Genomic DNA, 13,830 nt, shown 5'->3' with positions numbered 1-13,830 from the left:
GGCTCTACGACGCCGACGGGCGGCTGCTCGTCTCCATCGAGGACCCGGTGCCGGTGTCGGTGCCGGGAGAGATCGGGCGGCTGCTCGTCGTGGCGTTCGTGCTGTCGCTGTTCGCCGGGCGCCTCGTCCAGCTCCAGACGATCGAGTCGGGCAAGTACACCGCGGAGGCGATGAAACAGCGGCTCCAGCGGATCGACCTGCCCGCCGTGCGCGGCGCGATCACCGATGCGCAGGGCAAGTCGCTGGCCGTCACGGTCGAGGCCCGCGCGATCTTCGCCGACCCGTACATCATCAAGCCGGAGAAGCGGCAGGCGATCGCCGGCGCGATCGCGCCGGTGCTCGGCCTGAACCCCGCCGCCGTGCTGAAGGTGCTCGGCAGGTCGAAGAGCCGGTTCGCCTACATCGCGCACGGCGTCCGGCCCGATCAGGCCAGGCTGATCACCTCCTGGGGCTTCCTCGGAATCGGGACTCTTCCCGAGTACCGCCGCGAATACCCCAACCATTCGCTCGGCGCGGGCGTCATAGGATTCGTGAACGGTCAGGGCGACGGGGCCGCCGGGCTGGAGCACTCCCTGAACGACATGCTCGCCGGGCGCGAGGGCTGGCAGCGGGTGGAGATCAGCCGCGACGGCCAGCACATCCCCATGGGGGAGGACCAGAAGCGCCCGTCCGTGCCCGGCACGGGCGTCCGCCTGACACTGATGCTCGACCTGCAGTTCGCCGCGCAGCAGGCGATCGAGAAGCAGGTCAGGGCGTCGGGCGCGCGCAGCGGCACCGTCATCGTCATGGACTCGCGCACCGGCCGGCTGCTGGCGATGGCCTCGGCGCCCGGCTACGACCCGAACCGCTACTCCAGGGACCCCGACCGGTGGGGCAGCCCGCTGGTGCAGGACTCCTACGAGCCCGGCAGCACCGGCAAGGTCATCACGGCCGCCGCCGCGATCGAGAAGGGCGGGGTCCGCCCCGAGACGCCGTTCACCGTCCCGTACCAGATCAGGAGATACGACCGCGTCTTCCACGACTCGCACCCGCACGCGACCGAGAACCTCACGTTCGCCGGGGTGCTGGCCAAGTCCAGCAACGTCGGCACCATCCTGGCGAGCGAGCGCATCTCCGGCCAGGGCCGGCAGCTCTACCAGACGCTGCGCGACTTCGGGTTCGGCCAGAAGACCGGCCTCCCGCTCCCGGGTGAGACGGCCGGGCTGCTCAAGCCGCCGGACCAGTGGTCGGGCACCGACCGCTACCCGATCTCGTTCGGCCAGACCGTCTCGGTGACCGCCGTGCAGATGGCGAGCGTGTACGCCACCATCGCCAACGGCGGCGTCCGCGTCGCGCCGACGCTGGTGGCCGGCACCGTCGGCGCGGACGACCGGTTCACCCCGGCGCCGCAGCCGCCGCGCCGGCAGGTCATCAGCGCCACCACCGCGCGCCAGATCAGCGACATGCTGGAGGGCGTCACCACGCCGGAGGGCACGGCCCCGAAGGCGCAGATCCCCGGGTACCGCGTGGCGGGCAAGACCGGCACCGCCGACCGCGTCAACCCCGCCTGCGGCTGTTACACCGACGGCGGCTACACGGCCTCCTTCGCCGGGTTCGCCCCCGCGGACGACCCGCGGCTCGTCGTCCAGGTCGTCGTGCAGGACCCCAAGCGGGGCAGCCACTATGGTGGCGATGCGGCCGCTCCCGTCTTCAAGGACGTGATGAGCTTCGCCCTGCAGACGATGAAGATCCCGCCGACGGGCAGCAGGCCGCCGATCGTCAAGATCTACGCCGGGGGCTGACGGTACCGAGTACCCTCCTCGCCGTGAGTTCACGATCCGTAGCCCGATCTTCCCGTTCCGCTCGCAACGAAAGACACGTCATGCGCCCCACCACCAATCCGGCCCGGCCGCTCGACGGGCTCGCGGCGCTCCTCGGCATCGAGCAGGGCGGCTGGGCCGAGGTGTCGGTGACCGGCATCACGCACGACTCGCGCGCGGTACGGCCCGGCGACCTCTACGCGGCGCTCCCGGGCGCCAGCGCCCATGGCGCCCAGTTCTGCGCCCAGGCCGCGGCGGCCGGCGCGGCGGCGGTCCTCACCGACCCCGACGGCTACGACCGGGCTGCGGCGACCGGCCTGCCGGTGCTGGCCGTGGCGGGGGTCCGCGCCAGGCTCGGCGACGCCGCCGCGTGGGTGTACGGGGAGCCCGCGCGCGACCTGCTGCTCATCGGCGCCACCGGCACCAGCGGCAAGACCACCACCGTGTTCCTGCTGGAGGCGGGGCTGCGCGCCGCCGGGCTCAGGACCGGCCTGGTCGGCGGCGTCGAGATCCGGGTCGGCGACGAGCGGGTGCCGAGCTCGCTGACCACGCCCGAGGCCACCGACCTGCACGCCCTGTTCGCGATGATGCGGGAGCGGGGCGTCGGGGCCGCGGCGATGGAGGTGTCCAGCCACGCCCTCGCGCAGGGACGGGTCGGCGGGGCGCGCTACGACGTGGCCGTCTTCACGAACCTGTCCCAGGACCACCTGGACTACCACCCGACGATGCAGGACTACTTCTTCGCCAAGGCGCGGCTGTTCACGCCGGAGTACTCCCGGGTCGGCGTGGTCAACCTCGACGACCACTACGGCCGGGAGCTGCTGGAGATCGCCACGGTGCCGACCACGACCTTCTCGGCCACCGGTGACCCCGCCGCCGACTGGCGGGCCGAGAACGTGCGCGTGGGCGCCGACGGCAGCGTGTTCCGGGTCGTCGGGCCCGGCGGCGTCGAGGCCGACGCCGCCGTCCGGCTCGCCGGGCCGTTCAACGTGGCCAACGCGCTCGCCGCGATCGTCGCGCTGGTGGAGGCGGGCATCGCGCTGCCCGCCGCCGTCCGCGGCGTCGGCGACCTGCCGGGCGTCCCCGGCCGGCTGGAGCGGGTCGACGAGGGGCAGGAGTTCGTCGCGCTCGTCGACTACTCGCACAAGCCCGGCGCCGTGGAGGCGGTGCTGACCGCGCTGCGCCCGGTCACCGAGGGGACCCTGACGGTGGTGCTCGGCTGCGGCGGCGACCGCGACCGCGGCAAGCGGCCGCTGATGGGCGAGGCCGCGGCCCGGCTCGCCGACATGGCGTACTTCACCGACGACAACCCGCGGTCGGAGGACCCCCTCGCGATCCTCGCCGCTATGGTCGAGGGCGGGCTGAAGGTGCCGCAGCCGCACCGGGCCCACATCGTGGTGGAACCCGACCGCGCCGCCGCCATCGGGCTGGCCGTGCGCCGGGCCCGCCGCGGCGACGTCCTGGTCGTCGCCGGCAAGGGGCACGAGCAGGGACAGTACGTGGCCGGCGAGGTGCACGCGTTCGACGACCGCGAGGTCGTCCGCGCGGCGCTGCGACGCCTCCAACAGGAGAGAAGAGGGGACGGGACGTAGGCGTGATCCCACTTCCGCTGTCGACGATCGCGGACATCACCGGAGGTTCTCCGCACGGGGATCCGGACACGGTGGTGACCGGGCCCGTGGTCATCGACTCCCGGGCGGTGGAGCCCGGGGCGCTGTTCGCGGCTCTGCAGGGCGAGCGCTCGGACGGGCACGCGTTCGTGCCGGCCGCGTTCGGCGCCGGCGCCGCCGCGGTGCTCGCGCGGCGCCCGGTGGACGGGCCCGCCGTCGTCGTCGACGACGTTCAGGAGGCGCTCGGGCGGCTGGCCCGGGGCGTCCTCACCCGGCTCCCCGGCACCACCGTCATCGCGGTCACCGGGTCGGCGGGCAAGACCTCGACCAAGGACCTCATCGCGCAGGTCGTGAGCCGGGCGGGCCCCGCCGTGTGGCCGCCGGGCTCGTTCAACAACGAGATCGGGCTGCCGCTGACCGTGCTGCGCGCCGACGCGGGCACGCGGTACCTGGTGCTGGAGATGGGCGCCCGCGGCGCGGGCCACATCGCCTACCTGACCGGGATCGCGCCGCCGCACGTCGGCGTGGTCCTGAACGTCGGCACCGCGCACGTGGGGGAGTTCGGGAGCAAGGAGGCCATCGCCCGCGCCAAGGGCGAGCTGGCCGAGGCGGTGCCGCCGGACGGGACCGCCGTCCTCAACGCCGACGACCCCCTGGTGAGCGCGATGGCCGCCCGCACGCCGGGCCGCGTGGTCACCTTCGGCCGCGCGGCGGACGCGACCGTCCGCGCCGAGGACGAGACGCTCGACGAGCAGGGCCGGGCGCGGTTCACCCTCGTCACCCCCGAGGGGACGGCACCGGTCGCGCTGCGGCTGCACGGCGCGCACGCCGTGCCCAACGCGCTGGCCGCCGCGGCGGCGGCGCGGGCGGCGGGCCTCGGCCTCGCGGCGGTCGCGGCGGCGCTGTCGGAGGCGGATCCGGTGAGCCGGTGGCGGATGGAGGTCACCGAGCGGGACGACGGCGTCACCGTGGTGAACGACGCCTACAACGCCAACCCCGAGTCGACGGCCGCGGCGCTCGACACGCTCGCCCACCTGGCCCGCGGCCGGCGCGCGTACGCCGTCCTGGGGGAAATGGCCGAACTGGGCGCCGCCTCCGCCGCGGAACATGCCAAGATCGGACAGCACGCCGCGCGGAGCGGCGTCGCCGGCCTCGTCGTGGTCGGCGCGAAGGCGGCGGCGATGGCCGAAGGAGCCGCGCGGGTGGCTTCATGGACGGGAGAGTGCGTACAGGTGGATGACGTCGGCGCGGCCGTGACCGCGCTCAGCGAGCGGCTCCGGCCGCGAGACGTCGTGCTGGTGAAGGGCTCCCGGGTGGCCGGGCTCGAACGGGTCGCCGCGGCGCTGCTGGACGGCCGGGCCGCCGGCGCGGAGGCGGGCCGATGACCAACATCATCATCGCCGCCGGGATCGCGCTGATCTTCGTGATGGTCGGCACGCCGGTGTGGATCCGGATCGTCAACCGGCTGGGCTACGGCCAGATGATCCGCGACGAGGGCCCCGAGGCGCACCTCACCAAGCGCGGTACCCCCACCATGGGCGGGACCGTGTTCATCGTCGGCTCGCTCGTCGGGTACGCGGCGGCGCACCTGGTCACCGGCGACGCCCCCACGGTCTCCGGCGTCCTCGTGCTGTTCCTGATGACGGGCCTCGGCCTGGTCGGGTTCGTGGACGACTACATCAAGGTGTTCAAGCAGCGCAGCCTCGGGCTGCGCAGCGGCGCCAAGATGATCGGCATCATCCTGGTCGGCGTGGTCTTCGCGGTCGCCTCGCTGAACTTCCCCAACGGCTACGACATCACCCCCGCCGACCCCCACCTGTCCTTCCTGCGCGACTTCGGTCCCTCGATCGGCCCGTACCTGTTCGTCGTCTGGGCGCTGCTGCTCATCGCGGCCATGTCCAACGGCGTCAACCTCACCGACGGCCTCGACGGCCTCGCGGCGGGCCCGGCCGGCATGGTGCTGGCCGCCTACGTGATCATCGGGAACTGGCAGCTGCGCAACAGCTGCTACGACTTCGCCCTCGCCCCCAACTGCTACAGCGTCCGCGACCCCCTCGACCTCGCGGTGGTGGCCGCCGCCGTCCTCGGCGGCGTGTTCGGCTTCCTGTGGTGGAACGCCCCGCCCGCCAAGATCTTCATGGGCGACACCGGCTCGCTGGCCCTCGGCGGCGTCCTGGTCGGCCTGGCCATCCTCACCCGGACCCAGTTCCTGCTCGCGATCCTCTGCGGGCTGATCGTGATGATCACCCTGTCGGTGATGATCCAGGTCGGCGGGTTCAAGATGACCGGGAAACGCGTGTTCAAGATGGCGCCGCTGCAGCACCACTTCGAGCTGTCCGGCTGGGCCGAGACCACGATCGTCGTGCGGTTCTGGCTCATGTCCGCGCTGTTCGTCGCGATCGGCATCGGCCTGTTCTACCTGGAATGGATGCCGAAGAAGTGACCACCCGCCCCTGGGACGGCCTGCCCGTCTGCGTCGCCGGGCTCGGCGTGTCGGGCCGGGCCGCGGCCCGCGCCCTCGCCGGGCGCGGCGCCCGCGTCACCGCCGTCGACGCCCGCGACGACGCCGAGTGGCGGGCGCACGCCGCCGAGCTGGAGTCCCGCGGCGTGACCGTCCGGCTCGGCGACGGGGAGTCCCTCCCGGCGGGCACCGCCCTCGTCGTCACCTCGCCGGGCTGGCGGCCGGACGTGCCGCTGCTCGCCGCCGCGGCGGCGGCCGGCGTCGAGATCATCGGTGAGGTGGAGCTGGCGTGGCGGCTGCGGCCCGCCCAGGGGGCGGCGCCGTGGCTCGCCATCACCGGAACCGACGGCAAGACCACCGTCGTGCGGATGCTGGCGTGCATGCTGACCGCGGCCGGGCACGAGGCCCTCGCCGTCGGCAACGTCGGCACGCCGATCGTGGAGGCGGTGACCGGGCCGTACGACGTGCTGGCGGTGGAGCTGTCCAGCTACCAGCTGCACTGGTCCGCCTCGCTCGCCCCCGCGGCGGCCACCGTGCTCAACGTCGCGCCCGACCATCTCGACTGGCACGGCGGCATGGACGCCTACGTCGGCGCCAAGGCCAAGATCTTCGCACCGGGAACCGTCGCGGTCTACAACGCCGACGACGCCACCTCCACGGCGCTCGCCGAGAGCGCGGACGCGCCGCGCCGGGCCGGGTTCACCCTGCGGGTGCCCCGCCCCGGCGAGCTCGGCGTGGTCGAGGACCTGCTGGTCGACCGGGCGTTCACCGCCGACCCGGCGAGCGAGGCGGCCGAGCTGGCCGCGTTCGCCGACGTCCGCCCCTTCGCCCCGCACAACGTGGCGAACGCGCTGGCCGCGGCGGGCCTGGCCCGCGCGTTCGGGGTACCGCCCGAGGCCGTCCGGGAGGGGCTGCGGGCGTTCGTCCCCGACCCGCACCGCATCCAGCACGTCGCCGACGTCGGCGGCGTCGCCTACGTCAACGACTCCAAGGCGACCCAGCCGCACGCCGCGGCGGCGTCGCTGGCCGCCTACCGGCCGGTGGTGTGGATCGCGGGCGGCCTGCTCAAGGGCCTGGACGTCGACGACCTCGTGCGCAGCTGCGCCGGGCGGCTGCGCGGCGCGGTGCTGATGGGACGCGACCGGCACCGGCTCGCCGAGGCACTCGCGCGACACGCCCCCGATGTCCCGGTCGTGGACGTTCCGGACACCGACACTGGGGCCATGGACCGCGTCGTCACCGCCGCAGCCGGCCTCGCCCGCCCCGGCGACACCGTGCTGCTCGCCCCCGTGGGGGCCTCCTTCGACATGTTCGCGAACTACCCCGCGCGCGGCGAGGCGTTCATCGCCTCGGTCGGCCGGCTGGCGGCGGCCGCGTCCGGGACCGGAACCGCGCCCGAAGCCGCGCCCGAAGCCGCGCCCGAAACCGGGGACGGCGCGGGCGCCCCCGGGGACCCGCGGTAGCGATGACCGCCGTACCGGCCGAGGAGGAGCCCAGCGGGCGCGCCGGGCCGCGCGAGCAGGTCGCCGCCGCCGTCGGGCTGCTCGACCGCCCCCTGACCTCCTACTACCTGGTGCTGGGCTGCTCGGTGATGCTGCTGGGGCTCGGCCTGACGATGGTGCTGTCGGCCTCCAGCGTCAAGCAGCTCCAGGCGACGGGCTCGGCCTACACGCTGTTCCAGAAGCAGGCCATGTGGATGGCGATCGGCCTGCCCGGCATGTGGGTGGCGTCGCGGCTGCCGGTCCGGACGTTCCGCGCGCTGGCCTACCCGCTGCTGCTGCTGTCGTTGGTGGCGCTGGTGCTGGTGCTGATCCCCGGCCTCGGCCGCAACGTCAACGGCGCGACCCGGTGGATCAGCCTCGGCCCGCTCCAGATCCAGCCGTCCGAGGGGGCCAAGCTGGCGCTCGTCCTGTGGGGCGCCGACCTGCTGGCCCGCAAGGAGCGGCTCGGGCAGCTCACCGAGTGGCGGCCGCTGCTGGTGCCGCTGCTGCCCGCGGCGGGGCTGCTGGTGCTGCTGGTCATGCTGGGCAACGACCTCGGCACGACGCTGGTGCTGCTCACGATCTTCCTGGCGCTGCTGTGGGTCGTCGGCGCCCCCGGCCGGCTGTTCCTCGGCATCGCCGGGCTGATCGGGCTGCTCGTGTCGATCCTCATCGTCGTCGAGCCGTACCGCATGCAGCGGCTCACCGGGTTCCTGGATCCCTCCGGCAACCGGCTCACCACCAACTACCAGGGCATCCAGGGGCTGTTCGCGGTCGCGTCCGGCGGCCTGTTCGGCACCGGCCTCGGGGAGGGGCGCGCCAAGTGGGACTACCTGCCGCACGCCGAGACCGACTTCATCTTCGCGATCGTCGCGGAGGAGTTCGGGCTCGTCGGCACCCTCGTCGTCCTCGGCCTGTTCGGGCTGCTCGCCTACGCGGGACTGCGGATCGCCCGCCGGGTCAAGGACCCGTTCACCAGGCTCGCCGCCGCGGGCGCGACGGCCTGGCTGGTCGTCCAGGCCATCGTCAACATCGGCGCCGTGATCGCCGTGCTGCCCATCACCGGCATCCCGCTGCCGCTGGTGTCCTACGGCGGCTCGGCGCTCATTCCCACCCTGGTCGCGCTCGGGATGCTGCTGGCGTTCGCCAAGCGGGAGCCCGGTGCGCGGCAGGCACTCTCCGCACGGGGTCCCGGACCGGTCGTGAGGGCTCTAAGCTGGCTGGGCCTGGCACGGCGTTGAACCCCCCTCCGGGATGCCGGAGGATCCGGCGCCCGCGTCCGCCGGCACGCGCGCCGCAGCGCGCGGGACGCGCGGCACCCGACAAGTCGAACACGCTGAGGAGTTGTCAACGAGCATGAGGGTTGTCCTGGCCGGCGGCGGCACCGCCGGACACATCGAGCCCGCCCTGGCCCTCGCCGACGCGCTGCGCCGCACCGACCCCAACGTGGGCATCACCTGCCTCGGCACCGAACGGGGCCTGGAGACCCGGCTGGTCCCGCAGCGCGGCTACGAGCTCGCCCTGATCCCCCCGGTGCCGCTGCCGCGCACGCTGACCCCGCAGCTGCTGTCGGTCCCCGGCCGGCTGCGCGGGGCGATCAACGCGGCCGCGGCCGTCCTCGACCAGGCCGGGGCCGACGTCCTGGTCGGCTTCGGCGGCTACGTCGCCACCCCCGGCTACCTGGCCGCGCGCAAGCGCAAGGTGCCGATCATCGTGCACGAGGCCAACCCGAAGCCGGGCCTGGCCAACAAGCTCGGTGCCCGCTTCACCGACCACGTCGCGGTCTCGCACCCCGACTCCCCGCTGCCGAACGCCACGTTCGTCGGCATCCCGCTGCGCCGCGAGATCGCCGCGCTGGACCGGCTGGCCATGGGTGACAAGGCCCGCTCCTACTTCGGCCTGCTGCCCGACCTGCCCACGCTGCTGATCTTCGGCGGCTCGCAGGGCGCCCGCTCGCTCAACCAGGCGTCGGTGGCCGCCGCGCCGTACTTCCGGCAGGCGGGCATCCAGGTCCTGCACATCGTCGGGCCGAAGAACACCGAGGAGCCGGAGGCGGCGTCCGGCGGCCCGCAGTACGTCACGATCCCCTACTGCGACCGGATGGACCTGGCCTACGCCGCCGCCGACATGGCGATGTGCCGGGCCGGCGCGATGACCTGCGCTGAGCTGGCCGCCGTCGGGCTCCCCGCGGTGTACGTGCCGCTGCCCATCGGCAACGGCGAGCAGAAGCTGAACGCCGAGCCGATCGTGGCGGCGGGCGGCGGGATGCTGGTCGACAACGCCGAGCTGTCACCGGACTGGATCGCGCAGAACCTGCTGCCCGTCCTCGCCGACCCGGGCCGCGTGGCGCACATGTCCGAGGCCGCCGGGCGGATGGGCCGCCGGGACGCCGACGTCGCGCTCGCGCAGCTGGTGCACGACGTGGTCCGCGCGGCGGGCGCCGGCCGATGAGCCTGATCAGGCCCGCCGAGGTCGTGCCCGCCGGCGAGCTGGGCCGGGTCCACTTCATCGCGATCGGTGGGGCCGGGATGTCGGGCATCGCCCGGATCATGCTGCGCCGCGGCATCGCGGTGTCGGGCAGCGACGCCCGCGACTCCGAGCTGCTCGGCCAGCTCGGGAACCTCGGCGCGAAGGTGTACGTGGGGCACGACGCCGCGCACCTGGGCGACGCCGACACGGTCGTCGTGTCCACCGCGATCCGGGAGGGCAACCCCGAGCTGGTCGCCGCCCGCGAGCGCGGCCTGCGCGTCCTGCACCGCTCGGCGGCGCTGGCCGCGCTGATGGCGGGGCGCCGCGCCGTGGCGGTCGCGGGCACGCACGGCAAGACCACCACGACGTCGATGCTGACGGTCGCGCTCCAGCACGCCGGGGCCGACCCGTCCTACTGCATCGGCGGCCAGCTGGTCACCACCGGCCTCGGCGCCGACGAGGGCACCGGCGACGTCTTCGTGGCCGAGGCCGACGAGAGCGACGGCTCGTTCCTGATGTACAGCCCGCACGTCGCGGTCGTCACCAACGTCGAGGCCGACCACCTCGACAACTACGGCGGCTTCGAGATGGTCAAGGAGAACTTCGCCCGGTTCGTGGAACGTATCGAGCCGGGCGGCACCCTGGTCGCCGGCGCCGACGACCCGGTCGCGATGGACCTGGCCGAGCGGGCGCGGGCGCGGGGACTGACCGTCCGCACCTACGGCGAGGCCGAGGGCGCCGACCTGCGGGTCACCGGGTTCACCCCGCGCGGCCTCGGCTCGCGCTTCGAGATCGAGGGCGTCGGCGAGGTGCGGCTCGCCGTCCCCGGCCGGCACAACGCGCTGAACGCCGCCGCGGTCGTGGCGGTCGCGCGGTCGCTCGGCGCGGACGAGGCCGCGGTCCGCGCGGGACTCGCCGCGTTCGGCGGGGCGATGCGGCGGCTGGAGCGCAAGGGCGAGGCGGGGGGCGTCGAGGTCTTCGACAGCTACGCCCACCACCCCACCGAGCTGACCGCCGACCTGGAGGCCACCCGCGACTACGTGGGGGAGAAGGCCGCCGAGGCGGGGGCCGGCGGCGCGGGCGTCCCGGGCCGGATCGTCGCGGTCTTCCAGCCGCACCTGTACAGTCGCACGCGGTTCTTCGCCACCGAGTTCGGCGCGGCGCTCGGCCTGGCCGACGTCGCCATCGTGCTCGACGTCTACGGCGCCCGCGAGGACCCCGAGCCCGGCGTGACGGGCGCGCTGGTCGCCGGCGCCGTCCCGGCCGGGACCGAGACCGTCTACGTGCCCGCCCGCGACGAGGTCCCCGGGGCCGTCGCCGGGCTCGCCCGGCCGGGCGACGTGGTCATCACGCTGGGCGCGGGCGACGTGACCCAGCTCGGCCCGCTCGTCCTCGAACATCTCGCCGGGGCCTGACCCGCCCGGCGGCTCGCCCGCGGCCAACACGCCGGAACCCCGCCGGTGGGCGGACGGCGGGCCCGTCGCTGCCAAGCTGGTCCCATGACCGAGGCGGGAACGGGCCGGCGCGGGAGCGCGGCCCCAGACGACGCGGCTTCGGACGGCACGCCCCCCGGCGGCCCGGCGGACGGCGGACGGACGCCCGGCGGAGCCCGGGACGGCGCGTCCGGCGGAGCCGGGGGAGCGGGATCCGCGCCGCGGCGCCGCAGGGGCGGATGGAAGGCGGCGTTCGTCACGCTGCTGATCCTGGGCGTGCTCGGCGCGGTGGCCTGGGTGCTCCTCGGCTCGCGCCTGCTCGTGGTGCGGCACGTCGAAGTGGCCGGGACCCGGCTGGCGACCCCCGACCGGGTCGCGGCCGCCGCGGGGATCCGGCTCGGCATGCCGATGGTGCGGCTGGACGCCGGCGAGGTCCGCGCGCGGGTGGAGGGCCTCCGCGAGGTCGAGTCCGCCCGGATCGAGCGCCGCTGGCCCGCGACCGTGCGCATCGTCGTGCGCGAGCGCGTCCCGGTGGCGGTGCTCGGCCGCGGCGGGCGCTACCTGCGGCTCGACCGCTACGGCGTCACCGTCGCCGACGGGGCGGCCCGCCCGGGCGGGCTTCCCGGCCTGGTCGTCGCCTCGCCCGGCCCGTCCGACCCGGCGACCCTCGCGGCGCTGCGGGTGCTGACCGGCCTGCCCGAACGCCTGCGGAGCAGGCTCGTCGACGTGGCCGCGACCGGCCCGAACGAGGTGACCCTGCATTTGTCGGGCGGCCCGACGGTGGTGTGGGGCGGCGTGGAGCGCACGGGCGAGAAGGTCCGGCTGCTCGAGGCGCTGCGGCGCACCGCGGCGGGACGCTCGGCGCGCGCCATCGACGTGAGCTCGCCCGAGGTCGTCACGACCCGATGAGCCCCGCCCCCGCGCTCCGCCCCCGCGTCCCGGACCCGGATACGGGACTCGGACACGGGGACCGAAGCGGACCGAGGCGGGGCGAGGGGGGCCGAGGAGGGGCGATCGCGGTGCCGTTCGGGACCGGTTGCGTGTGTCGGGGCGATTCCGGCCGTCCGATGGGGCACGCTGGAACGGACGGCCGCACCGGCCGGCGGCGATGAGGACGACGGGAGGGCGCGCGGCGGCGGGTGAAGGGTGATGCCCTTCACCAACCAGGGCAACTCGGGCTCAGTGCGACACGCCGGTGGAGTTCGGGGGAGGTTAGTTGACCCTGGCGGTAAGGCCGCCCTACTGTCCGTATCAGTCCTCAGGTTGACATAACTGTAAGCCTCAAGTTGAGGGTGAGGGTTGTGGTTCGGCCGTCCGGTCCCCCGGACGGAGCGGCCCGCGGCCCGCCCGGCAAGCACATCAGGTCAGGAACACCGCGGCGGCACGGTCGGCAGACCGGTCAGGGCGGTCGGATAGAGCGAGCGGAAAGGCCCCTCGTCGTGGCAGCACCGCAGAATTACCTCGCGGTCATCAAGGTCGTCGGCATCGGCGGCGGCGGCGTCAACGCCGTCAACCGGATGATCGAAGAGGGACTCAAGGGCGTCGAGTTCATCGCGATCAACACGGACGCCCAGGCGCTGCTGATGAGTGACGCCGACGTGAAGCTGGACGTGGGCCGCGAGCTCACCCGGGGCCTCGGCGCCGGCGCCAACCCGGACGTCGGCCGCAAGGCCGCCGAGGACCACCGGGAGGAGATCGAGGAGGTCCTCAAGGGCGCCGACATGGTGTTCGTCACCGCCGGAGAGGGCGGCGGCACCGGGACCGGCGGCGCCCCCGTGGTGGCCAACATCGCCCGCTCGCTCGGCGCCCTGACGATCGGCGTGGTCACCCGCCCGTTCAGCTTCGAGGGCAAGCGCCGCGCGATGCAGGCCGAGGCCGGCATCGAGACCCTGCGCGACGAGGTCGACACCCTCATCGTCATCCCCAACGACCGGCTGCTGTCGATCTCCGACCGGCAGGTCAGCGTGCTCGACGCGTTCAAGGCCGCCGACCAGGTGCTGCTGTCCGGTGTCCAGGGCATCACCGACCTGATCACCACGCCGGGTCTGATCAACCTGGACTTCGCCGACGTCAAGTCGGTCATGTCCGGCGCCGGCTCGGCGCTGATGGGCATCGGCTCGGCCCGCGGCGACGACCGCAGCGTCGCCGCCGCCGAGATGGCGATCTCCAGCCCGCTGCTGGAGGCCAGCATCGACGGGGCGCACGGCGTGCTGCTGTCCATCTCCGGCGGCTCCGACCTCGGCCTGTTCGAGATCAACGAAGCGGCCCAGCTGGTCTCCAACGCCGCCGCGCCGGACGCCAACATCATCTTCGGCGCGGTCATCGACGACGCCCTCGGCGACGAGGTCCGGGTCACGGTGATCGCCGCGGGGTTCGACGAGGGCCCCGCCGGCCGGCCCGCCCCGGCGCCCGAGACCAGGAAGCTCCCGCCGCCGCCCCGGCCGGTGCCGCCCCCGCCGTCCAACCCGATCCCCAGCAGGGTCGGCCGGTCCGACGCCGTCGGCACCGGACCGCACCAGACGCTCGCGCAGCAGGCCGCCGCCCAGCCGTCCGCCCAGCCCTCGGTCGCGCAGGCCG

The 13,830-nt window shown here is 74.5% G+C and carries 10 protein-coding genes; all 10 read left to right on the top strand.

Annotated elements, in window-relative coordinates:
* Positions 1-47 precede the first annotated feature (47 nt).
* Entirely contained in the window at positions 48-1,781 is a 1,734-nt protein-coding gene (locus E1291_RS31480) for a peptidoglycan D,D-transpeptidase FtsI family protein (protein WP_242614494.1), read from the top strand.
* Positions 1,782-1,861: 80 nt separating this feature from the next.
* Positions 1,862-3,391, top strand: a complete 1,530-nt coding sequence (locus E1291_RS31475; protein WP_131741719.1) for a UDP-N-acetylmuramoyl-L-alanyl-D-glutamate--2,6-diaminopimelate ligase — start codon at positions 1,862-1,864, stop codon at positions 3,389-3,391.
* A 2-nt stretch (positions 3,392-3,393) separates the two neighbouring features.
* Entirely contained in the window at positions 3,394-4,794 is a 1,401-nt protein-coding gene (locus E1291_RS31470) for a UDP-N-acetylmuramoyl-tripeptide--D-alanyl-D-alanine ligase (RefSeq protein ID WP_131741718.1), read from the top strand.
* Positions 4,791-5,852, top strand: a complete 1,062-nt coding sequence (mraY, locus tag E1291_RS31465; RefSeq protein WP_131741717.1) for a phospho-N-acetylmuramoyl-pentapeptide-transferase — start codon at positions 4,791-4,793, stop codon at positions 5,850-5,852. Before E1291_RS31470 ends, mraY begins: the two co-directional genes overlap by 4 nt.
* Entirely contained in the window at positions 5,834-7,333 is a 1,500-nt protein-coding gene (gene murD, locus E1291_RS31460) for a UDP-N-acetylmuramoyl-L-alanine--D-glutamate ligase (protein WP_131741716.1), read from the top strand. The genes mraY and murD overlap by 19 nt, the downstream gene beginning before the upstream one ends.
* Before the next feature lie 2 nt (positions 7,334-7,335).
* Positions 7,336-8,592 carry a putative lipid II flippase FtsW gene (gene ftsW / locus E1291_RS31455; RefSeq protein ID WP_131741715.1) on the top strand — a complete coding sequence of 419 codons (1,257 nt, stop codon included), beginning with the start codon at positions 7,336-7,338 and terminating at the stop codon, positions 8,590-8,592.
* Between the two features lie 115 nt (positions 8,593-8,707).
* The gene (gene murG / locus E1291_RS31450) at positions 8,708-9,802 is read left to right on the top strand and encodes an undecaprenyldiphospho-muramoylpentapeptide beta-N-acetylglucosaminyltransferase (protein WP_131741714.1); all 1,095 of its coding nucleotides are present in this window, start codon (positions 8,708-8,710) and stop codon (positions 9,800-9,802) included.
* A complete protein-coding gene (gene murC, locus E1291_RS31445) occupies positions 9,799-11,235 on the top strand; it encodes a UDP-N-acetylmuramate--L-alanine ligase (RefSeq protein ID WP_131741713.1) in 1,437 nt (478 codons plus the stop codon). The genes murG and murC overlap by 4 nt, the downstream gene beginning before the upstream one ends.
* 84 nt (positions 11,236-11,319) lie before the next feature.
* Complete coding sequence (locus E1291_RS31440) at positions 11,320-12,162, top strand: cell division protein FtsQ/DivIB (protein WP_131741712.1); 843 nt, start codon at positions 11,320-11,322, stop codon at positions 12,160-12,162.
* A 530-nt stretch (positions 12,163-12,692) separates the two neighbouring features.
* On the top strand, positions 12,693-13,830 hold a 1,138-nt coding region (gene ftsZ, locus E1291_RS31435; protein ID WP_242614493.1), incomplete at its 3' end, for a cell division protein FtsZ.

Origin of the sequence: Actinomadura roseirufa (assembly GCF_900659635.1) — a bacterium.
In the GTDB taxonomy this organism is placed as follows: domain Bacteria; phylum Actinomycetota; class Actinomycetes; order Streptosporangiales; family Streptosporangiaceae; genus Spirillospora; species Spirillospora roseirufa.
This window is presented reverse-complemented; position numbering and strand designations above follow the sequence as displayed.

Excerpts from the sequence above, each read along its gene's own strand:
- E1291_RS31475 (WP_131741719.1), top strand. The coding sequence starts at position 1,862 with ATGCGCCCCACCACCAATCCGGCCCGGCCGCTCGACGGGCTCGCGGCG.
- mraY (WP_131741717.1), top strand. The coding sequence starts at position 4,791 with ATGACCAACATCATCATCGCCGCCGGGATCGCGCTGATCTTCGTGATG.
- murD (WP_131741716.1), top strand. The coding sequence starts at position 5,834 with ATGGATGCCGAAGAAGTGACCACCCGCCCCTGGGACGGCCTGCCCGTC.
- ftsW (WP_131741715.1), top strand. The coding sequence starts at position 7,336 with ATGACCGCCGTACCGGCCGAGGAGGAGCCCAGCGGGCGCGCCGGGCCG.
- murG (WP_131741714.1), top strand. The coding sequence starts at position 8,708 with ATGAGGGTTGTCCTGGCCGGCGGCGGCACCGCCGGACACATCGAGCCC.
- murC (WP_131741713.1), top strand. The coding sequence starts at position 9,799 with ATGAGCCTGATCAGGCCCGCCGAGGTCGTGCCCGCCGGCGAGCTGGGC.
- E1291_RS31440 (WP_131741712.1), top strand. The coding sequence starts at position 11,320 with ATGACCGAGGCGGGAACGGGCCGGCGCGGGAGCGCGGCCCCAGACGAC.